We start from the raw sequence: 23,851 nt of genomic DNA, 5'->3' as shown, positions 1-23,851 counted from the left end.
TTAGCTAATTTCCTTTAAGCTGCTGTGGTGGAGCTCTTTTCCAGGGCGGGTATGGCCTGGCGCTTGGATCTGAAAACCGAAAGCACCCAGACAAAAAACACAGGTGTGAATACAACACCCAGGACAGTGGCGCTGAGCATACCGCCGATCACTCCGGTTCCAATGCCTCTCTGGCTGGCCGCGCCTGCTCCGGTGGCGATGGCCAGGGGGATGACACCGAGGATAAAGGCCATGGAGGTCATGATAATGGGGCGGAAACGAATTCTGGCCGCATCGACCGCAGACTTGACAAGGCTCTCGCCCTGATTGAAAAGCTCCTTGGCAAACTCAACGATCAAAATGGCGTTTTTCGCGCCTAAGCCGATGATGGTTACAAGCCCCACCTTGAAGTAAACCCCGTTTGCCATGCCCATCATTGTGACCGCGCCCACCGCACCCAAGGCGCCCACAGGCACTATCAACATGACCGAAAAAGGTATGGACCAACTCTCATAAAGCGCCACCAACAGTAAGAAGACCACCAAAAGGGCCAAAGAGAAAAGGATCGGCGCCTGGTCCCCGGCCAGCTTTTCCTGCAGTGAGAGCCCGGTCCATTCATAACCGACACCCTTGGGCAGGCCTTCGCAGATGCGCTCCATCTCGGCCATGGCCTCACCGGAGCTGTAACCGGGCGCAGCTTCACCGGATAAGCTGAAGGAGGTGTAGCCGTTGTAACGGTTGATCTGAACCGGCCCCCTTTCCCAGAGCATCTGGGTAAAGGCGGTTAAAGGCACCTGTTGTCCGGCAGCATTGGGCACATGCAGGTCCTTCAGGCTCTCCGGAGTGGTGCGGTTTATTTTATCGGCCTGCACTATCACCCTTTTCACCCGGCCGTTTTTAGTGAACTCATTGATCAAGGCGGAACCAAAGGCGCTGGAGAGCACAGTGCTGATGCTGCCGAAGCTGACCCCCAGGGTCTCGGCCTTTTGCCGGTCAATCCTGAGGCGAAGCTGGGGGGCGTCCGGAAGGCCTTCCAGCCTGGCATACTTCAGCACCTTGGAGCCGTTGGCCTGTCCCAAAACCTGGTGCATGGCCTTGGTCAGGGCTTCTCTGCCCAGACCGCCCCTATCCTGCAGGCGCAGGGAAAAACCTCCGGTGTTTCCCATGCCGTCGATGGCCGGCGGGTTAACGGCAAAAAGGCTGCCGTCTATGAAATTATGGAAATGCCGGTTGGCCGCAGCGATGATGCCGTGGACCGATTCACCGGGTCCGCGTTCGGCCCAGTCTTTGAGCTCCGGAAAAGCCAGGGCCGCATTCTGTCCGCTGCCCGAAAAGCTGAAGCCCAAAACAGTGGTGACGTTCTCGGTAGCCGGGTTGGAGCTCAGAAAATCTTCCATATATTCTGCGGCATTTAGGGTGCGGTTATAGGTCGCGCTTGCCGGAAGTTGTACATTGACAATAAAAACACCCTGATCTTCATCCGGCACAAAAGATTCAGGCAGATTCATGTAGCCATAGCCAAGCAGGGCCAAGAGCCCCAGGTAAAGCACCATCATCCGTCCGGCCCTTTTAACCACCTTTGCGGTCATGTTTCCATAACCATTGGTCAGGCGGGCAAACAAGCGGTTAAAAAACCCGAAAAAGCCCTTTTGCTTTTCCTTGTGTCCCTTGGCAATGGGTTTCAGCAAAGAAGCGCACAATGCGGGCGTCATGGTCAAGGCCAGAAAACCGCTGATAATGATGGAAACCGCCAGGGACATGGAAAACTGCCGGTAGATCACGCCCACGGAACCGTTCATAAAGGCTAGAGGCAAAAACACGGCTGAAAGCACCAGGGTGATGCCCACAATAGCGCCCGTGATCTGGTCCATGGCCTTGGTGGTGGCCTCACGAGGCGAAAGCCCCTCTTCGGCCATGATTCTTTCCACGTTTTCCACCACCACAATGGCGTCGTCCACCAGGATGCCGATGGCCAGAACCAGGCCGAACATGGTCATCATATTCACGGAAAAGCCCAGCGCCCACATAACCGCCAGGGTTCCCAAAAGGCATACCGGGACCACAATGGTGGGGATAAGGGTGTAGCGGAACCTCTGTAAAAAGAGGAACATCACCAAAAAGACCAGCAATACGGCCTCAAAAAGAGTGTGCACCACCTTTTCGATCGCCACATCCACAAACTTGGAGGTGTCGTAAGGAACCGTGATCCGCATATCATCCGGCAAAGAAGCCTTCAGCTCTTCCAGGCGTTTTTTCACCGCAGAGGCGGTGCTCACCGCATTGGCTCCGGGAGCCAGCATTACCGCGGCAATGGCCGCGGGCTTGCCGTTCAAGCGGGAGTTGAAGGCATAGTTCTCCGGCCCCACTTCCAGGCGGGCCACATCGGACAACCGCACAAGGGAGCCGTCCGGTTCGGTGCGCAGCACAATTTCGCCAAACTCCTCGGGTGAATCAAAAGTGCCTTTGACGATAAGGCTGGCGGTGAGTTCCTGCTCGCTCAGGCTGGGACGCGCGCCAAAACTGCCTGCCGGGACCTGCACGTTCTGAGCCGAGATGGCCCGGTTCACATCGGCCATGGAAAGGTCGTAGATCAAGAGCTTTTCCAGGTCCACCCACACCCGCATGGCGCTTTCAAAGGCGAAAAACTGAATCTTGCCCACCCCGGGCACGCGCCGGATCTCGTTGTTTATGTTCGAGGCCGCGAAATCTGCCAGCTTGGTCTGATTCCTTCCCTTGCCGCCGTCTTTGTAGCCCAGGGAATAGATCAACAAAAACCCGCTGTTGGCCTGTTCTACCTCTATACCCTGTTGTTTGACAGCCTGGGGCATGCGGGACTCGGCCTTGCTGATGCGGTTCTGCACGTCAACCTGGGCCATATCCGGGTCTGTTCCCGGCAAAAAGGTGGCGGTGATCTCGGCCATGCCGTTTGAAGCGCCGGAGGACTCGTAGTACATGAGGCCCTTGGCGCCGTTCAGCTGCTCTTCAATAAGGTTGGTCACCGAATCGGTCAGAACCTTGGCCGAAGCTCCGGGATAGTTGACCCTGATCGAAATCTGGGGAGGGGCCACCTGGGGATATTTTTCCACAGGCAATGACGGGATGGCCAAAAGGCCCACCAAACATATGAAAATAGCCACGACCCAGGCAAAATTGGGTCTTGCAATAAAAAACCTGGTCATAAGTGTTCCTCATCCAAGCCGGATAACAGGAGATTCATTTAAAAAACCTGTTTAAGGGCAAAAATCTCCTGTTGGGGCTGATCATCTGCGACCGGCCCTGGTCAACTCATCTGAATTAAAGGCGATTTTTTGAATCAGCCCTCGAGTTTTTTGGATTTCGCGCCCGCTGTCCGGGTCGGGGGAAGGCGCATTCCCGGCCGGATCTTGTCCACACCGCCTGCCACGATCTTTTCGCCGGCTTTGAGGCCTTCCAGGACCTGCCAGGTGTTTCCCTGCATGACACCGGTTTTGACAAACCTCACACCGGCTGTGTTTTTGTTATCCACAACCATGACATAGGCCTTGCCCTTGGGGTCCATCTGCACGGCCCGCTGGGGAATGAAAATGGCCTTGGGGTCTGTTTTCAAGTTTATTTTCAAGCGCACGAACATCCCCGGTAAAAGCACTCCGTTCGGGTTGGAAAATTCGCTGCGCAATGAAACCTGACCGGTGAGCTTATCCACCGTGACGTCGGAGAACAACAGGCGTCCCTTAAAGACCTGATCAATCTCCGGGAGACGGATCGAAACCCGGCCCGAGGCCTGTTCTTCCCCGGAGAGTTCGCACTTTTTCAAGGTGTTTCTAAGACGAAGAAAATCCGAGACCGGCTGGGTCACGTCAGCGTAAATTTTGTCAAGCTGTTGAATCTTGGCCATGGGGGTTGCCTCGCCCTGCCCCACCAGGCTGCCCTCGTTAACCAGGGCGCGCCCGATCCTGCCGGTGATGGGGGCCCGCACCGAGGCGTAGCCCAAATCCAGTTTCGCGGTCTTGATCTGGGCCAGGGCCGACTGTCGGGCCGCCTCGGCCCTTTTAAGGACCGCTATGGCCGTGTCGTTTTGCTGGGGGCTGATGGCTCCGACCTCAACCAGGGACTTATAGCGATTCACCACTTCCCGGGCCTCAAAAAGGCTTGCTTCCGCAGTGGCCAGGGAGGCCTTGGCCCTGGCCAGGGCAGCCTCAAAGGGAGCGGGATCAATCTGAAAGAGCAGTTGCCCCTCTTTCACCACGCTGCCTTCCTTGAAATTGCGGCTCAAAACAATACCGGCCACCCTTGCCCTCACCTCGGCCACCCTGCGGGCGGCGATGCGGCCAGGCAATTCAGTGCTTGAGGTGTAGGAGACGGCTTCAACTGTGTGAAGATCAACCTTGGGCGCAGGCCTGGCCATGGCTCCGGGCTGGGTCTCTTCATTACATCCGGTCAGCAATATCAAAAAAGCCAAGGCCATAAGCAGAGAAGGCTGATGCATTTTCCTGATCGACATATTCGATTCTTTTCCCATTGTTTAGCATTCGTTAATTCAAATCCACGCACTTTTCAGGCGACCCTGCCATCCCTTGGGGCAAAAAATTTCCCAATATTCGTCGCCTGGGGCCGGGGCAAGGTTATCGTGGCTTTAATATCTTTAATCTGGCAGAAACCTACTACAGGGGCGGTTAACACCGGGTTAAGAAAATGCCTTTACATAAAAAAGCCTCCAACGATTCCCTTTTAAAAAGGCTTTGAGCCATTTCCTGTCAGTTGCCTTTTGGGCAATACGCAGCCCTCGGGGAATTGAAAAAGCCTCCTGCCAAGACCAAAATCTTGGGGAAACAGACCCGGCGGACTTTTCTCAGATTCCTTTAAATATTGCACCTAAAATGTAGGGGGTGCTACTTCAGACAGTGGCTGGGAGACAGGGCAAAGTTACAAAAAAAGATCAGGCTCAAGCCTTTTTCCCCTTGATCCCGACACAGGCCAAAAATTCCGGACTAACTTGAGACTGCCCGGATTTACTTAACTTAATCAGCGTGATATCAAGCCTTAAAAGGCTTCCCCCTGAGTTTAGCCAATGCCTGTCTTGCATCCAGGACCAGGCTTAAGAGAGCGGGCATCATAATCAGGGTGAAGAGGGTGGAGACTATCAGCCCTCCCACCACAACCGCTCCCAGGCCGCGGTAAAGCTCCGAGCCCGCCCCCGGCATAAGCACAAGCGGCATCATGCCGAAGACAGAGGTGAGGGTGGACATAAAGATGGGCCTGACCCTAAGGCGCACAGCCTCGGCCACCGCATCCTTAATACTCAAGCCGTCTTCCCTTATGCCCCTTATGGATTGATCCACCAAAAGGATGGCGTTATTGACCACGATTCCAATCAGGATGATAAACCCTAGCATGGTCAGCACATCCAGGGGTTGGTAGACCAAGGCGTGGTTCACAATCCACAGGCCCAGGAACCCGCCGGCCGCGGCCAGGGGGACCGTGAACATGATCACCAACGGATAGAGATAACTACCGAAAAGGGCTGACATCAGGAGGAAGGTTATGGCCATGGCCAGAAAAAAGTTGCCTTTTAAGGCCTCATAAGTCTTGGTAAGGTCATCGGCTGTACCGGAGAGTTTGAGATCAAAGGGAGACCTGACCTGACCGGAGCTTAAAAGAGGCTGGACTATATTTTTTTCCAGGCGGATCATGGCCTCTTCCAAAGGCATCTGCTCAGGCGGATATATACGCAAGGTAACCGCCCTGTTGCGCTCAATATGGTTGATCTGGGTGGGACCGCCGATGAGTTTGGGAGGGGCCACGGATTCCAGGGTCACCAGGCTGCCCAAAGGGGTGTTCAACTGCATGGAGCCCAGATCCTGGGTTCTGTTCACCAAATCCGGGGCAGCCATCAATTTCAGGTCTATGTTATAGCCCCCCCGGCTCACTTCATCAATCTTGGAGCCTTCGCAGAGCACATCCAGGTTGAATCCCACATCCCGGGCGGTTAGCCCCACGGCAGCGGCCCTCACCCTGTCCGGTTCAAAACGCAACTCAGGGCGGCTTAGCTCCAGGCCGGGAATGGGGCGGATCTGGCAGCCGGGCAACAACCCCATTATCCGGCCGTAAAAGCGCCCGCCCAGGCTGACCAGGCGGCTTAAGTCCGGCCCTGTGATTTCAAGGTCAATGGTCCTTCCCTGGGACGTCCCCCTTTCAAAAAGGCTGGTCTGATTCACAATGGGTATCATGCCCGGAACAGGGGCCAGGGCCATTTTCAAAGGCGGGATAAGCCCCCTCACATTGGTTTCATCCCAGGATGCCACACCCATGAAGATCATGGAGCCCCAGCCAACAAAGAAGAAACTCTTTATGGCCGGTTCCTTTTCATTGCCTCCAAGGGTGAGAGGGTCGTCACCCCAATGGGGCTTAAGCCTGGCGGTTATCTCTTGCCCCACCTTCTCGTACTCGGCCATATTGTAGCCCGGCGGGGGGACCATCACGCCCAAGAGGAAATTTCTGTTGCCGGTCGGCAGGTATTCCGCCTTGGGGGAAAGAAACCAGGCAGTGGCCAGGGCCAGGCAGGTCATGATACTCACCACGGCCAGCCGGGCGCTGACTGACCCGGCCAGGCCACGCGCCATGGCCACAATGCCTCTGCGCACCGCACCGCCAAACCTTGCAGAAAGGCTCGATTTTTTTGCCGGATCGCCATTTGACTCTCCCCCGCCGACCAGTCGGGAGGCCAGGGTGGGGATCACGGTAATGGAGACTATAAGCGAGATCAAAACCGAAAAGCTCACCGCAATGGCAATATCGGCAAACAACTGCCCAGCCTCTTCCCGGATGCGGATAATCGGCAGAAACACGGCGATAGTAGTGGTGGTGCTGGCCAGGATGGCGCCCCAGACCTGAACCGTGCCCTTGTAAGAGGCGTCTTTTCTGGTCATGCCCTCCTGGCGCAGACGAAAAATATTTTCCAGAACCACAATGGCGGCATCAAGCACCATGCCCGAGGCAAAGGCCAGCCCGGCCAGGCTGATCACATTTATGTTGCGCCCGAACAACGACATCATCATAAAGGTGCCGATCAGGCTAATGGGCAGGGAAGCGGCGATTATAAAGGTGGTCCCCAAGCTGCGCAAAAATATAAGCAGAACCATCACGGCCAGGGAGCCGCCTACAAATATATTGTTGCGCACAAGCGCGATGGCCTGATTAATGTATTCCGTAACGTCGTAGACCTGGGTTATTTTTACATCCAGCTCGGAGAGCACTTCCTGGTTGACGTTTTTTATGGCCTCTTTCAGGGCTGCCATTACCTCCAATACATTGGTGCCCGACTCGCGGATCGCATTCATGGCCATGGTCGGCTGTCCGAAGTTCAAAGTCACGCTGTCCTTGACCGCATACCCCAACCTGGCCTTGCCCACATCCCCCAGAAAAACCGGGGCGCCGTCCTCATAGGCCAAAACCACCTTTTCCAAATCTTGGGGCTTTTCAAAGCGGCTTTTAACCCTCACCTGATAACGGCGCTTGCCCTCGTCTATGCCTCCCCCGGAATAGTCGTTGTTCTCGGCCACCAGCCGGTCGGCGATGCAGCGCATGGTGAGTTTATGGGCCGCAACGGCCTTGGGGTCCACCTCCACCTGCATCTCCCGGTCCTGGCCGCCATACAGGTTCACCGCAGCCAGGCCGGGCACCCTTTCCACCAAAGGAACCACTTTTTCATTGATAAAGGTGCGCAACCTGGAGATCTCCCCGGCCCTGGGACCGGTGGCCAAAACCACCATCCAGGCAATGGCAGAGGCATCCTGGTTGGCCGAAACCAGGACCGGTTTCTCTGCATTGGGGGGATAGGATTTAACCCTTTGCATCTGGTTGTTCACTCTTAAAAGCGCCTCGGCCGTATCGGTCCCCACCTCAAACTCCAGAATAACCCTGCCCCGGTTGGTGGTGGATTCACTGGTCATGCGAACCAGGCTCTCCAGGCTTTTGAGCTGCTTTTCCTGTTGCTCAACTATCTCCCGCTCTATCTCCTGGGGAGCGGCTCCAGGCCAGACAGTGGTAACGGTGATCATTGGGCGGTCCACATCCGGAACCAGCTGCACCGGCACGGACAACAGGGCCAAAATGCCGAACATCAAAAGCAGGATCACCCCCACACTCACGGCAATGGGGTGCTTGATGGACTGGGCGGCCAGCTTCACTTATCAGTCCCCCTTTTGTCTTTTTTGCCGAGAACCATAACCGGTTGACCGGGGCGCAGGCGTTCATTGCCCGAAACCACCACCTGCATGCCCGGTTTTAAAGGGCCTTTCAGCTCCCAGAGGTCTTTGTGCGAAGTCACCAGCTCCACAGGCAGATGAGTTGCCCTGCCCTTTTTAACCACCACCAGTTGGTATCGGTTGCCCGGCGCTATCACCAGGGCGTCTTTCGGCACCAAAAGGGCCTGATGGGGGTTGCCCACCGACAAACTGACCCTTGCCAGCATGCCGGGTTTTAAGTGGCCGGTCTGATTGGGTATCCTGATCTGAACCGGAAAGGTGCGGCTGTTTTGGTCTCCCTCTGGAATAACTGCCTTGATTATGCCTTCAAACACCTCCCCGGGCAGGGCGTCCGCGGTTATCCTGACGCTTGAACCGGGCTTTAACCTGGGCACATAACGCTCCGGCACCGGCACCACAACCTTGAGCGGGTCCAGAACCGCCAGTTTCAGCACGGGCCCCCCTTTTTTAACCCATTCCCCCTGGTAGGCCAGGCGTTCAACCACCACCCCGGCAGTTGGTGCCCTGACCTTGGCGTCGGCCAGATCCTGCTCCAAAATGGCGGTCCTTTCCCTGGCCCGATCCATCAGAGCGCGCTGACGCTCCACGGAAGTAAACGCATCTTCCATATCCTTGGCCGGAACCGACTTTTTAGTGTATAGGCTCTGCTTTCGCTTCAAGTCCCGCTGCATTTGCTCAAGAGCCGCCTTGGCTTCCCGCAACACGGCCCTGGCCTCCCGCAGGTGCAATTTCAGGCGCTGATCCTCAAGGCTGAGCAATAATTGCCCCTTTTCAACCCGCTGTCCCTCTTCCACATGTCCCCGGTCCACTATCTCCTCAATGCGCGAAGCCAAGGTCAAAAAAAGATGCGCCTCCACATTTCCCGTAAGGGCTACCTTTTCCTCCACTTCCCTCTGAATCACAAAAGCTGTTCTGACCGACGCGGCCGGGGGGCTTTTGCCTTTTTGAGCCCAGGCCCTGTCTGCCCCAATCGAACCCAAGAAAAATAATATGCACGAGCTTAATAGTAGTATTTTTCTGTAGGTCATGACTGCTCCGGACCGCCAAAGGCGTATTTACGTAGACACCAAATAAATTATCAAAAGAAGCTGAATAAAGGTAAGCATCGGTTCATTCCCTGGGCGGAGGCCTTTTCAGGCCCGGCAAGGAAAAAGCGCCATTGCGCCCGGATTACTCTCACCGATGTACTTTGTTAAGAGTTGTCGCCCGCTAAATTGCCCTTCAGTTAAAAACTGACAAACGCGCCACAAACAGACGGACGGTCAAGACAGATGTAAAAGGACTATCATGCGGCCATGGCGCCCTATTCGTTGTCCGCAAAAGTTTCCGGGAAGTTTCAGCAACCGCCTTAGGCAGACTATTTCACCCCAAACACCATCTGTGATCCGGTTTATTGCAAACGATTTGACCATACACGGTTTGAAAATCCCTGTCCAGATCCCGGCCGGTTAACTGCAATTTTCCAATAAGCTGAAGAATAAGCATATGTTACCTGTGCAAACTCAGTGAGAAAGGATCACACCACAGCTTTGGAAAAGACATGGATCACAACAACACCCGAGACGATCAACGCGATCCCCAGCCCTGCAGCCAAATCAATAGGCTGCTTATAAAAAAATACATCAACCAAAGTTATAAGGACAATCCCCAATCCTGCCCAAAAAGCATAAGCAACCCCCATGGGGATATATTTCAGCACCTGCCCCAAAAGAAAAAAGGCCGCGCCATAGCCAAGCACCACCAAAAGACTGGGGTAAAGCCTGGTAAACTGCTGCGATGCCTTTAAAGCGCTGGTTCCCACAATTTCCGCTGATATGGCTAAGAAAAGAAAAACAAAACCCACTGTTCCTCCACTGGTTCAAAAGCAACTCAAATCAAATTATGTTTTTATTCTAAAATAGTTTTAAGAAATTTATTAACTCCAAAAACCAACCCTCCCCGAACTGGAGAGGGCAGGCCCTTTGGGCTCATGCCGAAAAGTCGCTTGACTTTTCTAGACGACCGGTCTAATATGATAGCCGTAACTCTTGCAAAGGAAAACAGTTGGCCAAAGAAACCAAGGAACAAATTATCAAGACAGCGGCCCTTCTGGTTCATCGCCAGGGATTTAACAATACAGGATTGGGCGAAATTCTGAAAACAGCCGGAGTGCCCAAGGGATCTTTCTATCATTATTTTAAGAGCAAAGACGATCTGGGGCTGGCCCTGGTGGACTATTACGGCAAGGTCATGGCCGGGGAGGTCAGCCCCTTTTTACATGATCAGGACCTCCCGCCTCTAGAGCGTCTTAAGAAAATGTATGAAAAATTAAAACAGGATCTTGAGGTGCGGGGGTTTGCCATGGGCTGCCCATTGGGCAACCTCACCCAGGAGATGGCCGACCTGCACCCTGAGTTCAGGGCGCGTTTAAGCCGGGTGCTTGCTTCTTTTGAGGCCGAAATAGCCACATTGCTGGAAGAAGCCCGGCAAAAGGGACAATTGCCTGAGAACCTCTCCCCGAAAAACACGGCCGCCTTTATTTTACAAAGCTGGCAGGGCTCTTTGTTGGCCATGAAGTTAAGCAAAAGCCAGGCTCCTTTAAGTAATTTCATGCAGGCAATTTTTGGTCACCTGCTGAATTCTCAATAAAAATAATAAGTTATTATATCCATTCGACATGGGTGGACATTTTTCAAACCTGCTAGTAGACTGGTCTAATTTTCAGTCTTCGGCAAACTTAACCAGCCATTTTTTAAACTAAACAACCTTCACAAGGCAGCAGCCCCAAAAGGAGATTTAAATGTTCCACCTGAAAACAACTCCCCCCACAGAAGCAACCGGTGATTTGGCCAAAATCTATGCCATGTTTCCCAAGGAAGTGGGAGTGCCGGAACCATTTGAAATGCTCAGCGCCAGTCCTGAACTGATCCGAATCCAGGCCATGAACATGGGGCATTTCGTACATCACAAAAGCCTTAATCCCCATGTCCTGGCCCTTATACGTTTTCTGATCGCAACAGACAGAAAGCTGGACTATTGCATCAACCTTAACAAGGGGATGCTTAAACGGGCCGGTATGACGGATGAGGACTTTGATGACGTGCTGAAAGACACTGCCCGGGCCCCTTTGGAAAAAAGGGAAAACCAACTGGTGGATTTTGTCCGTAAGACTGTTTCCGCGCCATCTTACGCAAGCGACGAAAAAATACAGGCCTTGCGGGACCAGGGGTGGAAAGACGGGGACATCTTTGATGCCTTGCACCATGGAACAAGTATGGTGGCATTAAGCATTCTCTTTACGGCCTTGCGCAAATAACAACTCTCTCCGGGGCGGGCCTGTGGGTGCTTTTCACTAAACGGCCCGCCCCCTTTACAATCTGCGGTGTGGTTTTCCGATAAAAAACCACGACTAAAACCAGATATTTTTTCCGATCCACAGTTTGAAGGCGTAGTTTCAACCCGGCTGATCAACTTTTTTCCAAAAGGCCTAACTTGGATAAAAAAATAATTCCAAAACAACGGCTCTTTGAATGATGCCGGCTAACCTTCCATATTTTTACAACTTTTCCAATGAATACACGGACAACTTGACTTGACACCATGGCGTGCTACACTTATTTTTTGCGTAAATAAGCCGGTAAGGCTTTCAGCAGACCTCTGAAATAATTGCTACCATGCAGACAGGAATTGAAGTAAATCTCATCGTTTTGCTATAGTATATTAGTGGAATGATACTTGGCGTCGGTTGACGCAAGCCTGGTTTTACCATATACTGCCTGAATTTGCAGATGTAGCCCGTGGACAACTACGTGAGCAATCAACTATTGGGTGAGTGAAAATAGCGGATGTTCGATCACTTAAGCGACCGCCTGGCCGAAACATTTAAACGCCTTAAGGGTCACGGCAAGCTCACCGAGCAAAATATTGCCGATGCCATGCGCGAGGTCCGTCTGGCCTTGCTGGAGGCGGATGTCAATTACAAGGTGGTGAAAGACTTTATCTCACAGGTCAAGAAAAGAGCTGTGGGACAGGAAGTCATGCGTTCCATCACCCCGGCCCAGATGGTTATCAAAATTGTTCACGATGAACTCTGCACCCTGATGGGCAAAGAGGGCGAACCCCTTGTCTTGACCGGCAAGTCGCCCCTGGTTTATATGATGGTCGGCCTGCAGGGCGCCGGTAAGACCACAACCAGCGCCAAGCTGGCTTTAAACCTCAAAAAAAGGGGTAAAAAGCCTTTTCTGGTGCCCGCGGATGTGCAGAGGCCGGCAGCCATTGAGCAGCTCAAACGTCTGGGTAAACAGGTTGACGTCCCGGTTTTTGATACAGACCCGGGCCAGGACCCGGTTGATATATGCATCGCATCTTTGGCCGATGCGGCCAGGGCGGAATGTGACGTACTGATTCTGGATACCGCCGGCCGCCTTCATGTGGATGAGGCCTTAATGGCCCAGCTCAAGGCCATCAAGGAGCGCCTGCATCCCCAGGAAGCCCTCTTGGTGGCTGACTCCATGACCGGTCAGGACGCGGTCAACGTGGCCCAAAGCTTTCACCAAAGCCTGGGGCTCACCGGAGTGGTGTTGACCAAAGTCGAGGGCGACGCCAGGGGCGGAGCCGCCATATCCATCCGGGCCGTGGTCGATGTACCGATCAAGTTCTTGGGTGTGGGTGAAAAGCTTGACGCCTTAGAGGTGTTCCATCCGGACCGTCTGGCCAACCGCATTCTGGGTATGGGCGATGTTTTAAGTCTGGTGGAAAAGGCCAGCGAGGCCATTGACCAGGAAAAAGCCGAGGCCCTGGCCAAAAAGATGGCCAAAAACCAGTTCACCCTGGAAGACTTCAGAGATCAGCTGAGACAAATTCGCAAAATGGGATCGTTAGATTCCATTTTGAAGATGCTGCCCGGAGCGGGTAAGCTTAAAAATATGAAGAATATGGCCCCCGATGAAAAAGAAATAAAACGCATCGAGGCCATTATCGGCTCCATGACAGTGGCGGAAAGGCAAAATCACAATATAATCAATGCCTCCCGCAGAAAAAGAATTGCCAAGGGGTCGGGAACCACAGTGACGGATGTGAACCGGCTGTTGAAAAACTTCCGTCAATCTCAAAAAATGATGAAACAAATGGCTCGCATGGGGCCCAAAAAGGGTTTGGGTAAGATGCTCTCCATGCGGGGATTTTAAATATCAGGGTCTTTATTTGAAGTCTCTAACTCATCTGAGGCGCTTGCCTTAGGTGACAGGCACACTAAAAAGGCGAAACTAAGCACATGGCAGTTAAAATCAGGCTGACTAGGATGGGGGCCAAAAAGCGTCCCTTCTATCGGATTGTCGCGGCAGATTCACAGTCTCCGCGTGACGGCAGGTTCCTGGAGATATTGGGTACATATGATCCCAAGCAGGAGCCCTCACAAGTAGAGGTTAAGGGTGAGCTGCTTTCCAAGTGGCTTGAACGGGGCGCGCAACCCACAGACACGGTTAAGAGTCTGCTCAAGGCCAATCGCCTTTGGCCCGGCCAGGAAGAAGGCTCCGGGGGAACCGAGTTGGCCCAGTAGGGAATTTTCCCTGGGCCGGTAGGGTTGGAATCTCCGGTTGCGTATCTCATGGTGGAGAGGTGCCGAATGAAGGAGTTGATCAAGTACATTGCCCAGGCGCTGGTGGACAATCCCGAGCAGGTCGATGTCTCCGAGATTGAAGGAGAACAAACCTCGGTCATCGAGTTGAAGGTAGCCAAGGAGGATCTGGGCAAAGTCATTGGCAAGCAGGGCCGTACGGCCCGGGCCATGCGCACAATCCTCAGTGCTGCCTCCACCAAGATTCGTAAGAGATCGGTGTTGGAGATTATCGAGTAAAGATGAATTGCCCCCAACTGGTCCTTATGGGCCGATCTTCAGGATCATTCGGCCTTAAGGGAGAGGTTCGGGTATACCCCTATACCGGGGACTCGGAACTTTTCCTTACGGCGGAAAAGTTATACGCGGGGCCAAACCCCGAGGCAGCGCAGGAATTGAACTTGAAATCCCTGCGCCGCCACAAGGGCAGGCTTCTTTTTAAGGTGGAAGAGATAAACACCAAGGAAGAAGCCGATAAGCTCAAGGGTTTTTTCATCTATATTTCACAAGATCAGCTACCAGCCTTGGCGGAAGACGAGTATTACTGGTTCCAGCTTAAGGGTGTGGAAGTCCGGGACTTGGAAAACCGGGTCCTGGGGCGAATAGCCCATGTGACCGATCCCGGCGGCCAGGAGATCTGGGTTATAAAGAACTCCTCCGGCCAGGAGGGCCTGATACCGGCTACAGATGAATTCGTAGTCCGGATGGAGCTTTCCAAAGGCTATATCCAGGTGGACCTTCCCGAAGGCCTTCTGGAAAGCCAGGGATTTGGCGAGTCATGAACCGTAATCAACTCACTCTGGCCGTTTTTATACGGCCGGGTGAAACTTCCGGCTTTGGTCCATATGATCTTTGACATACTAACTCTTCTCCCGGAAGTCTGCGATCTTTACTGCAGGACTTCCATAATGGGCAGGGCCCGGGACAAAGGGCTGATAGAGGTGCGTGTCACCAATATCCGCGACTTTGCCACAGACAAGCACCGCACAGTCGACGATTCCCCCTATGGAGGCGGCGACGGCATGGTGATGATGCCCGGCCCCCTGATGGCTGCCCTGGAAAGCCTTCCCGCAGAGCCCAAGGGCCGCAGGATCATGCTGTCTCCCCAGGGCAGACCCTTTGATCAGGACCTGGCCGGGGAACTGACCAGGGAGCCCAGGCTCACCTTGATCTGTGGGCGCTATGAGGGGCTGGACCAAAGGGCCCTTGATCTTTCCGGAGCGGAAGAGATAAGCTTGGGAGATTTTGTCCTCACAGGCGGTGAGCTGGGAGCTCTTTGCCTGGTGGATGCGGTCGCCAGGTTGTTGCCCGGGGTGTTGGGCGGAAAAGATTCAGCCCAGGCAGACAGTTTCATGGATGGCCTTTTGGAGCATCCCCACTACACCAGGCCTGCGGTTTTTCAAGGCCTGTCGGTGCCGGAGATACTCTTAAGCGGTAACCATGCGGCCATAGAGCGTTGGCGCAGAAACGAATCTTTGCGTCACACCCTTGAAAAAAGGCCCGACCTCTTGCCAAAAGTGCAATTGAGCCAAGAGGATAAAGAGGCTCTGGCCAGGATCAAGGCCGAGCTGAAAAACAAAGCGTAAACTGCCGATCCGAAAAGGATGGGCAATTTTAGTAGAAATAAGTAGCCGATTTCGCACTGGTTTTAGTTTGTGCGCTCCCGCACCGCACTGGGTGTCGGGATTTTTGTGCGTTTAAACGGGCGAACCGGCTGAGTTTTGGTATATTTTAGCATTTTCCAGGTACAATTCCCGAAGCCGGGGGGCAGGCGCCGCCCCACTTCGGACAGCCGGATTTCAGGAGGCTTTATCATGGACGCCATCAAACAAATCGCCCGCGAGCAGATGAGGGTGGATATCCCCCAGTTCCGCGCAGGCGACACTGTCAAGGTCCACGTCCGCATTAAAGAAGGTGAAAAAGAACGTGTCCAGGTTTTTGAAGGCGTGGTGCTCAGGCGTCGCGGCGCAGGTGTGGGAGCCACCTTTACAGTACGCAAAGTCTCCTACAGCGTGGGCGTGGAACGTATCTTCCCCTTGCACTCCCCTGTCATCGACAAGGTGGAGATTGTGACCCGTGGTCGGGTCCGCCGTGGCCGCATCTACTACTTGCGCAACTTGAGGGGCAAGGCCGCCCGCATCAAGGAACTGCGCAGGGCCTGAGGTCTTTTTTGAGGCCTTCTTGCCACGAAAACTAACACCCATGGCCTCCAAATTCGAACTGGAGGCCAGGCTCAGGCGTCAGGGTTACGCCCTGCTGGCCGGCCTGGATGAAGTGGGACGGGGTCCCTTGGCCGGACCCGTGGTGGCGGCGTGCGTTATCCTACCCGAAGGCTGGGAGGATCCCGGAGTTGCGGACTCCAAAAAACTCTCGGCCAAAAAACGGGAAGAGCTCGCCGCGATCATCGGTGACACCGCAGTTGCCAGCGGAATCGGTCAATGCGACCCCGACGAAATAGATCGTCTGAATATTCACCAGGCCAGTTTAACCGCCATGGCCCGAGCGCTTTTAGACACATCGTTCAAACCGGATCACCTTCTGGTTGACGGACGCTTCACCATTGAATCACGCCTGCCCCAGATAGCTGTGATAAAGGGAGACGGGCTGTGCCAGTGCATTGGTGCGGCCAGCATCCTCGCCAAGGTTCACAGAGACGCTCTCATGCTGAAATGGCACGAAAAGTATCCCCAGTACAATTTCGCTGCCAACAAAGGATATCCCACCAAAGAACACAGGCGGATGCTGACCCAAATAGGGCCCTCTCCAATCCACCGCAAAAGTTACGCGCCAGTGGCCCAAATGTCGTTTTTGGGCCTATAGGATAAGACCTATGGCCGGTCGCATTCCCCAAAAAAGAGGAACGCTGGCCGAGAAATGGGTCGCGGCCCAACTGATAAAAGCAGGCTACACCATAGAAGCCACTAATCGGCGCCTCGGAGGGGGAGAAATAGACATAATCTGCTTGGACGGACCGGTGCTTGTGTTCCTGGAGGTAAAAAGCAGATCCCGAAACCAATATGGCCTGCCCGAAGAGGCCGTGGACCAGCACAAGCGGGCCAGGCTCATTAACGCGGCCACGGCTTATCTGGCCCAAAGGGAGGGGCCGGTGCCCTTGTGCCGCTTTGACGTGGCCGCCGTGCAGATGGAGCAAGGCAGGCCGCAAGCCTTACGCCTTATTAAAGACGCATTCAGACCAGGAGACTAAATTGGCAACCCTTTTTGTTGTGGCCACCCCAATCGGTAATCTTGACGATCTCACCCCCAGGGCCAGACGCATTCTGGAAGAGGTCGATTTTATTGCCGCGGAAAGCGTTGGCCGCACCAAAAAACTCCTGGCCCATTTATCCATTAGCGGCAAGAGGCTTATTTCCTGCCGGGAAGCCAACCGAAAAAGAGCCTCTTACGAGGTCCTGAATCTTCTGGATCAGGGCCGCGATGTGGCCCTGGTTTCAGACGCAGGCACCCCCGGCATAAGTGATCCCGGGGGTGCGGTGGTTTTGGCCGTCGCCCAGGCCGGACACAAACTCACTCCCCTGCCCGGCGCTTCGGCCCTGGCCGCGGGACTCAGCGTAGCCGGGCTGCCCGGTGCGCCGGTGACTTTTTTGGGCTTTCTTCCGGCCAAGACCGGAGCCAGAAAAAAACTTCTGGAACAGGCCAAAGCCACGGGGTGGCCCTTTGTGGTCTATGAGGCCCCCCATCGCCTGGCTGCCACAGCGGCAGACCTTTTAGAGGTGTTGGGAGACCGGACCGTGGTAATGGCCAGGGAAATCAGCAAAATTCACGAAGAGGTGGCCCATACCACCACCAGCCTCCTGGCGGAAAAGGCCAATGCCAGCCAGGCCAAGGGTGAAATCACCCTTATAGTCAGTGGCGGAGAACCACCTCAGGCAGATGAAAATCTGGTAAAAGAATTATTAAGTCAAGGCCTTTTGGAAGAAAAGGAAAAACCGGCCAAACTGGCGGCCAAGGTGGCGGCCAAAACCGGGATGAAAAAGGCCCCCGTCTATGAGATGTTAATGACTTTAAAAAACAAACAAGGCACTTAGCGCCTTTTTCCGGTGAATACATCATGGACTCAAAAGATGATAAACAGGCACTGACCTGTGAACTGGACGTCATAAACAAACTGGGCTTGCATGCCAGGGTGGCCGCCCGTATTGCAGAAGTAGTCCAGGCCCATGAATGCGAAGCGATCCTGTCCAAAGACAATATTGAGGCAGATGCATCCAGTATTCTTTCCATACTCACATTGGACGCACCCAGGGGCAGCACCCTTATTGCAAAGATATGGGGCCCCCAGGCCGCCGAAGCCATAAAAGCACTTAAAGAACAATTTGCCAAAGGCTTTGGAGAATAAAAGTGGATCCAAAAGGCGAAAAGATTATCAAGGGAGTTGGGGCCTCACCCGGCATCACCATTGGCAGGGCCTTGCCGGTGATCAAAAGGCCCAACAAAGTGGCTTACAAACGCCTGGAAGACCCAAAAGAAGTGGAGCGGGAGGCCTCCCGCTTCCACCAGGCGGTGCAGGACACCGAACGCTCCCTTATCCAGGCCAGAGATGAACTGAGCCAGGATGAGGGGGACTACTCCTATATAATCGAAGCCCATCTTTTGATCCTAAAAGACAAAATGATCTTCGACCACACCAAGGAGCTGATACGGCAGCAGTCGGTCAATGCCGAGTGGGCCTTGAGCCAGGCCATGAGCGAGGCGGAAGAGACCTTCCGCAAGATCAAAAACTCCTATATCCGCTCCCGCTTCGCGGATGTGGAATATGTGGTCGATACACTTATGCGCAACCTGGCCGGTGACCAGGATAACGCCCTGGCCGATATCAAGGAAAAGGTGATCCTGGTTGCCCATGACCTTTCACCGGCCGAAACCACTCAAATGGATCTCGACTGGGTGCTGGGTTTTGTCACCGACATGGGCGGGCCCACCAGCCACACCGCCATTTTGGCCCAGGCCAAGGGCATACCCGCGGTTGTGGGCACCGAAAAAATAACCCTTGAGGTTGAAAGCGGGGATTTTCTGATCGTCGACGGCCTGGAAGGGCTGGTGGTGGTAAACCCGGACGAGGAAACCCTGCATGACTACCGCGATCGCCAGGAGGCCTACCAGCATTACACCCAGGAAGTCCTGGCCCAGGCCCATCTGCCTGCCGACACCCTGGACGGCCATTCAGTGGCAGTCGGCGCCAATATGGAGATGGCCGAGGAGGTAGGCTCCATACTGAGCTACGGAGCGGAAAGCATAGGGCTTTACCGCACCGAATTTCTTTATGTGACCCGCAGGGACTTTCCCGGGGAAGAAGAGCTCTTAGAAAATTTCAAGACAGTGGTGACCCGCATGGAGGGGCGGCCTGTCACAATCCGCACCCTGGATCTGGGCGGCGACAAATTCGCCAGCCACATGGAAGGCAGCCTCACTGCTGAGAACAACCCGGCCCTGGGGCTCCGGGCGATCCGTTTCTGCCTTAAGGAGAAAGACCTTTTCAAGGCCCAGTTAAGGGCCATTTTAAGAGCCTCGGCCTTGGGCAGGGTGAGAATCATGTTCCCCCTTATCTCCGGCGTGGGGGAGCTTCTGGAGGCCAAGGAGGTTCTGGAAGAGGTAGAGGCCGAACTGGAACAAAAAGGCCAGGAATATGACAAAAACCTGGAAGTCGGTATCATGGTGGAGGTGCCTTCGGCCGTAACCGTGGCCGACATGCTCGCCAAGCATGTGGATTATTTTTCCATTGGCACAAATGATCTGATCCAATACTCTTTAGCCATTGACCGGATTAACGAGCATGTGGCCCACCTTTACCAGCCTTTACACCCGGCTGTTCTGCGCATGATTCAGCAGGTGGTGGAATCGGGCCATGCGGTGGGCATTCCGGTGGCCATGTGCGGTGAGATGGCAGGCGACCAAAGGGTGGTGCCCTTGCTTCTCGGCCTGGGCCTGGATTATCTTTCCGTGAACGCCCTGGCCGTGCCGAGGGTCAAACAGGTGGTGCGCCTTACTTCAAAGGAGACCTGGCGGCAGTTGGCCAAAGAAGCCTTGAGTTTCCCCACCGCGGCCCAGGTCAGGGAATTTATAAACGGAAAGCTGGCTAAGCACATACCTGAACTATTCAGTGAACTGGGATAAGGCCAATGAAAAACACATCCCCCGCCGGTGTAAAACTGGTGGCCAGAAATAAAAAAGCCAGGTTCAACTACGAACTCGGCGACAGATATGAAGCAGGTCTGGTGCTCAAGGGTACGGAGGTGAAATCCTTACGCCTGGGTCAGGTCCAGCTTACAGACAGTTATGCCAAGCTTAAAAACGGCGAGGCATGGCTGCTCTCCTGCACCATCAATCCCTACCCCTTTGCCTATTACGACAACCACGCGCCCGAGCGCCCCAGAAAACTGCTCCTGCATAAAAAAGAGCTGAACAAAATCGGGGTCAAGGTCAAGGAGCAGGGGTTGAGCCTGATACCCCTTGCAATTTACTTCAAAAGGGGCAAAGCCAAGGTGGAATTGGCCCTGGCCAAGGGTAAAAAATTGCACGATAAGCGCCAAACTCTCAAGAAAAGGGACCAACAAAGAGAGATGGAACGCGCCTTGAGAAGATAAAATTCCCAGCCCCACCAGAGCCATAAGCCCCATCTGGTGGGGGTTATTTAAAAATCAATTTAAAAAACCACACCTTGTGTCCATCTTCACTTGAGGAAACCTGTACTATCCATTATATTTTTCCAGGTTAACAACACTATCTCACCGTGTAAGCCGGGGTTTAGGTTGACAGCTCCCAAAATGGTGGATATAGTATTAATCTCCATAATAACTACGTTATTGGTATGGATTTAACGTAGTGAAAGGACGAAAGATTGGCCCGGATCGGTGTGGCCATTAGCGGAGGAGTGGATTCCACCGCCGCATTAATCCTGCTTAAGGAGCAAGGCCACGAGGTTCAGGGCTTTACTTTAAAGTTGGGACTGGGTCCTGACAAGGCCCTTGAGCCCGGCAGGCAAGTAGCCCGGCACCTGGGCATATCCCACACAATAGTGGATGTGGCGCAGGAATTTGCAGACCGTGTGGCCAAACCGGTTGCCGGCACCTACGCTATGGGTAAAACTCCTAATCCCTGTGTAGTCTGCAATGAAAGGGTTAAGATTCCCCTTTTGCTAAAAGCAGCCAGGGAAAAGGGTTGCGAAAAGCTGGCTACCGGGCATTACGCCCGTTTGGAAAAGCAAGATGACACCTGGCTTTTGAAAGAGGGGCTCGATCCCCAAAAAAGCCAGGCTTATTTTCTGGCCAGGGTTCCAGCAGAAATGTGGGATCACATTCTCTTTCCCCTTGGCGGCCTGACTAAAGTTCAGGCCAGGGAAATTGTGCAAAAAGCCGGTATTGAGTCCTTTGACAGCACCGAGAGTCAGGACTTGTGCTTTTTGCCTTCCGGCGGCTGGGATGAACTTCTCACCCGCTATGGAAAAATCAGGCCCGGCGTTATCCAGGATCTTGAGGGTAATGTCCTGGCCGAGCACCAGGGAATACATAAATACACGGTTGGCCAGCGTAGGGGAATCGGTGTCGCCCTTGGCTATCCGGGCTATGTTATTTCCTTGGACGGCCCTCGGGCAAAGGTGACGGTAGGTCCGTTGGAAAGCCTTATGGCGAGGGGTTTTTGGGCGAATAAAACCATTTTGAACAGTGGTTTGGAGGAGGCGAGCCTGAAGGTTCGCTACAGATACAACCAGGCCGGGATAGGATGCCGCATCCTGCCCCAAGCAGACCGGATGAGGGTGGAATTTGAATCGCCCCAACGAGCGGCGCCGCCCGGACAACTGGCGGTCATTTACCACGAGGATACAGTGGTAGGCTCCGCCTGGATTACAGAAGCTATTTTTTGAAAATAGGAAAGGCATATCATGAAGCTTTCTACAAGAGGACGTTACGGTGTAAGGGCCATGTTGGAATTGGCTTTGCACGCTGAAGATAACCCGGTGCCCCTTCGTGACCTGGCCGTACGACAGGAAATATCCGCCAAATACCTTGAGCAGCTTCTCATCCCCTTGAAGGGCGCTGGTTTGGTGAAGAGCGTTCGCGGGGCAAGGGGCGGCTATTTATTGGCAAAAGATCCCAATGACGTTACCCTTTATGAGATCGTGCGCAGCCTGGAAGGCCCTCTGGCCCCGGTGGAGTGCGTACAGGACCCCAAATACTGCGACCGCGTGGGTGGTTGCACCGTGCATCTCATTTGGGGCGAAATGGGCGATATGCTCGTCAAGTACTTGAGCAATCTCACTCTAGCGGATATGGTGGACAAGCAGAAGGAAAAAGACAAGGTCTGCCCTCCCCCGCAGATCAGCGCAGTTGGCTAAATCAACCGGAGTTGAAATATGAAACGCACCCTGGAGGAGATAAACGCCAAAATCAGATCCGGCAAGGCGGTTGTCTTCACAGCTGAAGAAGTAGTAGGTCTGGTTAAAGAAAAAGGTGTCAAAAAAGCAGCCGAACAGGTGGACGTAGTCACCACCGGTACCTTTGGCCCCATGTGCTCCTCGGGTGCGTATTTCAATATCCCCCAGTCCACCCCCAAAATCAAAATCGGGGGAGGAACTGTTTCAGTCAACGGCGTTCATGCATATGGGGGCTGGGCTGCGGCGGATTTCTGTCTCGGCGCCACCGCCCTGCCCCCTGAAGACCCCAGAAACGAGGTCTATCCCGGACTCTTTAAATACGGCGGCGCCCATGTAATCGAAGACCTGGTTTCCGGTAAAAAGGTTAAGGTCAAGATTCAGGCCCACGGAACAGACTGCTATCCCAGGAAAGAATATCAGGCCGAGTACGGGCTGAAAGACTTTAACAACGCGGTTCTCTTTAATCCCAGAAACGCCTATCAGCTTTACAATGTGGCGGTCAACTTAAGTGACCGCACCATATACACCTACATGGGGGTGCTTAAACCCAGGCTGGGCAATGCCAACTATTCCACAGCCGGGGCCTTAAGCCCTCTTTTAAACGACCCCAAACTTGCCACAGTGGGCATTGGAACCCGTTTGTTTTTCGGCGGGTCCGAAGGTTACGTGGCCTGGAACGGCACCCAACATGTGGCAGAGCCTGAACGCGACGAAAAGGATCTGCCCTTAAGCCCTTCGGCCACCATTGCCCTGATCGGAGACCTCACCCGTATGAGCCCCAGGTATTTAAGAGGCACCTCCGTAACCGGCTATGGCGTCTCCTTAAGCGTGGGAGTGGGGCTTCCCATCCCGATTGTCAACGAAGACATCATGGCCCACGCTGCGGTGAGCGACGAAGACATCACCTTCCCCATCGTGGATTATTCAGAAGATTATCCCCTGGGGCGCTCAGCCAATTTAGGCCGCATTTCAATTGCGGAACTGATGACGGGACGTATACAGGTGGATGCCAAGAAGATCCCCGCAGGATGCATGGCCAGCCGGGCCAGGGCCAGGGAAATAGCGCTGCTTTTGAAAAAGCTGGTTCAGGAAGGCGAGTTCCTTTTGACCAGGCCGGTGGCGCCATTACCCGGAGCCACCCTGGCGGAGATGTAATCCACTTAGGGCTTTTTTGTGCAAGCGTTTTCTTTGTTCCTTATGATCTGCAAATAAAAGGTGATCTGTCGTGGCCAAAAAAAAGGTAATTTTCAGCTTTCCCCCGACTCTGATTGAAGAGCCGGTAACCTATAAACTGGTCAAGTCCTATGACCTGCAGGTGAACATACTGCGGGCCAGGGTGGTTCCCCGGGAAAAGGGCCGCATGGTGGTGGAGCTGAAAGGAACCCCGGAAAACCTGGAAAAGGCCTTTGACTATCTGGAAACCCAAGGCGTGCAGATAGACACCATGATCCAGGAGATGCGGCACCACACAGACCGCTGTGTGCACTGCACCGCCTGTACGGCTGCCTGTCCCACAGGGGCGCTCAGCGTGGACCAGGAGACCAGGGAGGTTTCATTTGACGCGTCCCTTTGCATAATCTGTGAGGCTTGTATACCGGTCTGCTCCTACGAGGCCATTGAGAGCCTCTTTTAACCCGCATTCACGCG

General features: G+C 54.0%; 23 protein-coding genes. 18 read left to right on the top strand and 5 right to left on the bottom strand.

The window, feature by feature from the left end:
- Positions 1–14: 14 nt before the first annotated feature.
- The 5 genes from X474_RS04685 to X474_RS04665 form a co-directional block, all read right to left on the bottom strand.
- Complete coding sequence (locus tag X474_RS04685; RefSeq protein ID WP_044347107.1) at positions 15–3,158, bottom strand: multidrug efflux RND transporter permease subunit; 3,144 nt, start codon at positions 3,156–3,158, stop codon at positions 15–17.
- Positions 3,159–3,292: 134 nt separating this feature from the next.
- Complete coding sequence (locus X474_RS04680) at positions 3,293–4,459, bottom strand: efflux RND transporter periplasmic adaptor subunit (RefSeq protein ID WP_197281974.1); 1,167 nt, start codon at positions 4,457–4,459, stop codon at positions 3,293–3,295.
- 532 nt (positions 4,460–4,991) lie between these two features.
- Positions 4,992–8,144, bottom strand: coding sequence for an efflux RND transporter permease subunit (locus tag X474_RS04675; protein ID WP_044347104.1), 3,153 nt, complete (start codon positions 8,142–8,144; stop codon positions 4,992–4,994).
- The gene (locus tag X474_RS04670) at positions 8,141–9,250 is read right to left on the bottom strand and encodes an efflux RND transporter periplasmic adaptor subunit (RefSeq protein ID WP_044347102.1); all 1,110 of its coding nucleotides are present in this window, start codon (positions 9,248–9,250) and stop codon (positions 8,141–8,143) included. The genes X474_RS04675 and X474_RS04670 overlap by 4 nt, the downstream gene beginning before the upstream one ends.
- Positions 9,251–9,738: 488 nt before the next feature.
- Positions 9,739–10,065: a DMT family transporter gene (locus tag X474_RS04665; RefSeq protein WP_044347100.1), complete on the bottom strand. Its 327-nt coding sequence runs from the start codon at positions 10,063–10,065 to the stop codon at positions 9,739–9,741.
- A gap of 200 nt (positions 10,066–10,265) precedes the next feature.
- On the opposite strand from X474_RS04665, the gene X474_RS04660 reads away from it, so the two are divergent.
- From X474_RS04660 to X474_RS04575, 18 genes are all read left to right on the top strand, one after another.
- On the top strand, positions 10,266–10,850 hold the full coding sequence (locus X474_RS04660) for a TetR/AcrR family transcriptional regulator (RefSeq protein ID WP_044347098.1): 585 nt from the start codon (positions 10,266–10,268) through the stop codon (positions 10,848–10,850).
- Between the two features lie 151 nt (positions 10,851–11,001).
- The gene (locus X474_RS04655; RefSeq protein ID WP_044347097.1) at positions 11,002–11,517 is read left to right on the top strand and encodes a carboxymuconolactone decarboxylase family protein; all 516 of its coding nucleotides are present in this window, start codon (positions 11,002–11,004) and stop codon (positions 11,515–11,517) included.
- 529 nt (positions 11,518–12,046) lie between these two features.
- On the top strand, positions 12,047–13,387 hold the full coding sequence (gene ffh / locus X474_RS04650; RefSeq protein WP_044347095.1) for a signal recognition particle protein: 1,341 nt from the start codon (positions 12,047–12,049) through the stop codon (positions 13,385–13,387).
- Positions 13,388–13,473: 86 nt separating this feature from the next.
- Complete coding sequence (gene rpsP / locus X474_RS04645) at positions 13,474–13,758, top strand: 30S ribosomal protein S16 (RefSeq protein WP_044347094.1); 285 nt, start codon at positions 13,474–13,476, stop codon at positions 13,756–13,758.
- 66 nt (positions 13,759–13,824) lie between these two features.
- Entirely contained in the window at positions 13,825–14,055 is a 231-nt protein-coding gene (locus X474_RS04640; protein WP_044347092.1) for a KH domain-containing protein, read from the top strand.
- A gap of 2 nt (positions 14,056–14,057) precedes the next feature.
- On the top strand, positions 14,058–14,597 hold the full coding sequence (gene rimM / locus X474_RS04635) for a ribosome maturation factor RimM (protein ID WP_044347090.1): 540 nt from the start codon (positions 14,058–14,060) through the stop codon (positions 14,595–14,597).
- A gap of 63 nt (positions 14,598–14,660) precedes the next feature.
- On the top strand, positions 14,661–15,401 hold the full coding sequence (trmD, locus tag X474_RS04630; RefSeq protein WP_044347089.1) for a tRNA (guanosine(37)-N1)-methyltransferase TrmD: 741 nt from the start codon (positions 14,661–14,663) through the stop codon (positions 15,399–15,401).
- A 228-nt stretch (positions 15,402–15,629) separates the two neighbouring features.
- A complete protein-coding gene (rplS, locus tag X474_RS04625; protein WP_197281973.1) occupies positions 15,630–15,977 on the top strand; it encodes a 50S ribosomal protein L19 in 348 nt (115 codons plus the stop codon).
- Positions 15,978–15,996: 19 nt separating this feature from the next.
- Positions 15,997–16,635, top strand: a complete 639-nt coding sequence (rnhB, locus tag X474_RS04620) for a ribonuclease HII (protein WP_231688284.1) — start codon at positions 15,997–15,999, stop codon at positions 16,633–16,635.
- A 10-nt stretch (positions 16,636–16,645) separates the two neighbouring features.
- Positions 16,646–17,020: a YraN family protein gene (locus tag X474_RS04615; RefSeq protein ID WP_044347087.1), complete on the top strand. Its 375-nt coding sequence runs from the start codon at positions 16,646–16,648 to the stop codon at positions 17,018–17,020.
- A gap of 1 nt (position 17,021) precedes the next feature.
- The gene (rsmI, locus tag X474_RS04610) at positions 17,022–17,861 is read left to right on the top strand and encodes a 16S rRNA (cytidine(1402)-2'-O)-methyltransferase (protein WP_044347085.1); all 840 of its coding nucleotides are present in this window, start codon (positions 17,022–17,024) and stop codon (positions 17,859–17,861) included.
- A gap of 23 nt (positions 17,862–17,884) precedes the next feature.
- Positions 17,885–18,172: an HPr family phosphocarrier protein gene (locus X474_RS04605; RefSeq protein WP_044347084.1), complete on the top strand. Its 288-nt coding sequence runs from the start codon at positions 17,885–17,887 to the stop codon at positions 18,170–18,172.
- A 2-nt stretch (positions 18,173–18,174) separates the two neighbouring features.
- On the top strand, positions 18,175–19,947 hold the full coding sequence (gene ptsP, locus X474_RS04600) for a phosphoenolpyruvate--protein phosphotransferase (protein ID WP_044347082.1): 1,773 nt from the start codon (positions 18,175–18,177) through the stop codon (positions 19,945–19,947).
- A gap of 5 nt (positions 19,948–19,952) precedes the next feature.
- Positions 19,953–20,417: an SsrA-binding protein SmpB gene (smpB, locus tag X474_RS04595; protein WP_044347081.1), complete on the top strand. Its 465-nt coding sequence runs from the start codon at positions 19,953–19,955 to the stop codon at positions 20,415–20,417.
- A 254-nt stretch (positions 20,418–20,671) separates the two neighbouring features.
- Positions 20,672–21,694 (top strand): tRNA 2-thiouridine(34) synthase MnmA, encoded by a 1,023-nt coding sequence (gene mnmA, locus X474_RS04590; protein WP_044347080.1) that lies wholly within the window; start codon positions 20,672–20,674, stop codon positions 21,692–21,694.
- 18 nt (positions 21,695–21,712) lie between these two features.
- A complete protein-coding gene (locus X474_RS04585; protein WP_044347079.1) occupies positions 21,713–22,165 on the top strand; it encodes an RrF2 family transcriptional regulator in 453 nt (150 codons plus the stop codon).
- An 18-nt stretch (positions 22,166–22,183) separates the two neighbouring features.
- Positions 22,184–23,359: a homocysteine biosynthesis protein gene (locus X474_RS04580; protein WP_044347078.1), complete on the top strand. Its 1,176-nt coding sequence runs from the start codon at positions 22,184–22,186 to the stop codon at positions 23,357–23,359.
- 70 nt (positions 23,360–23,429) lie between these two features.
- A complete protein-coding gene (locus tag X474_RS04575; protein ID WP_044347077.1) occupies positions 23,430–23,837 on the top strand; it encodes an NIL domain-containing protein in 408 nt (135 codons plus the stop codon).
- Positions 23,838–23,851: the final 14 nt, after the last annotated feature.

It is taken from the genome of Dethiosulfatarculus sandiegensis, from assembly GCF_000931935.2.
Taxonomy (GTDB): Bacteria; Desulfobacterota; Desulfarculia; order Desulfarculales; family Desulfarculaceae; genus Dethiosulfatarculus; species Dethiosulfatarculus sandiegensis.
The sequence above is the reverse complement of the archived record's forward strand: the minus strand, read 5'-3'. Positions and strand labels throughout refer to the sequence as shown.

Excerpts from the sequence above, each read along its gene's own strand:
- X474_RS04615 (WP_044347087.1), top strand. The coding sequence starts at position 16,646 with ATGGCCGGTCGCATTCCCCAAAAAAGAGGAACGCTGGCCGAGAAATGG.
- X474_RS04640 (WP_044347092.1), top strand. The coding sequence starts at position 13,825 with ATGAAGGAGTTGATCAAGTACATTGCCCAGGCGCTGGTGGACAATCCC.
- X474_RS04680 (WP_197281974.1), bottom strand. The coding sequence starts at position 4,459 with ATGTCGATCAGGAAAATGCATCAGCCTTCTCTGCTTATGGCCTTGGCT.
- ffh (WP_044347095.1), top strand. The coding sequence starts at position 12,047 with ATGTTCGATCACTTAAGCGACCGCCTGGCCGAAACATTTAAACGCCTT.
- rpsP (WP_044347094.1), top strand. The coding sequence starts at position 13,474 with ATGGCAGTTAAAATCAGGCTGACTAGGATGGGGGCCAAAAAGCGTCCC.
- X474_RS04585 (WP_044347079.1), top strand. The coding sequence starts at position 21,713 with ATGAAGCTTTCTACAAGAGGACGTTACGGTGTAAGGGCCATGTTGGAA.
- X474_RS04580 (WP_044347078.1), top strand. The coding sequence starts at position 22,184 with ATGAAACGCACCCTGGAGGAGATAAACGCCAAAATCAGATCCGGCAAG.
- X474_RS04670 (WP_044347102.1), bottom strand. The coding sequence starts at position 9,250 with ATGACCTACAGAAAAATACTACTATTAAGCTCGTGCATATTATTTTTC.
- rimM (WP_044347090.1), top strand. The coding sequence starts at position 14,058 with ATGAATTGCCCCCAACTGGTCCTTATGGGCCGATCTTCAGGATCATTC.
- X474_RS04655 (WP_044347097.1), top strand. The coding sequence starts at position 11,002 with ATGTTCCACCTGAAAACAACTCCCCCCACAGAAGCAACCGGTGATTTG.
- smpB (WP_044347081.1), top strand. The coding sequence starts at position 19,953 with ATGAAAAACACATCCCCCGCCGGTGTAAAACTGGTGGCCAGAAATAAA.
- rplS (WP_197281973.1), top strand. The coding sequence starts at position 15,630 with ATGGACGCCATCAAACAAATCGCCCGCGAGCAGATGAGGGTGGATATC.
- X474_RS04605 (WP_044347084.1), top strand. The coding sequence starts at position 17,885 with ATGGACTCAAAAGATGATAAACAGGCACTGACCTGTGAACTGGACGTC.
- trmD (WP_044347089.1), top strand. The coding sequence starts at position 14,661 with ATGATCTTTGACATACTAACTCTTCTCCCGGAAGTCTGCGATCTTTAC.
- X474_RS04685 (WP_044347107.1), bottom strand. The coding sequence starts at position 3,158 with ATGACCAGGTTTTTTATTGCAAGACCCAATTTTGCCTGGGTCGTGGCT.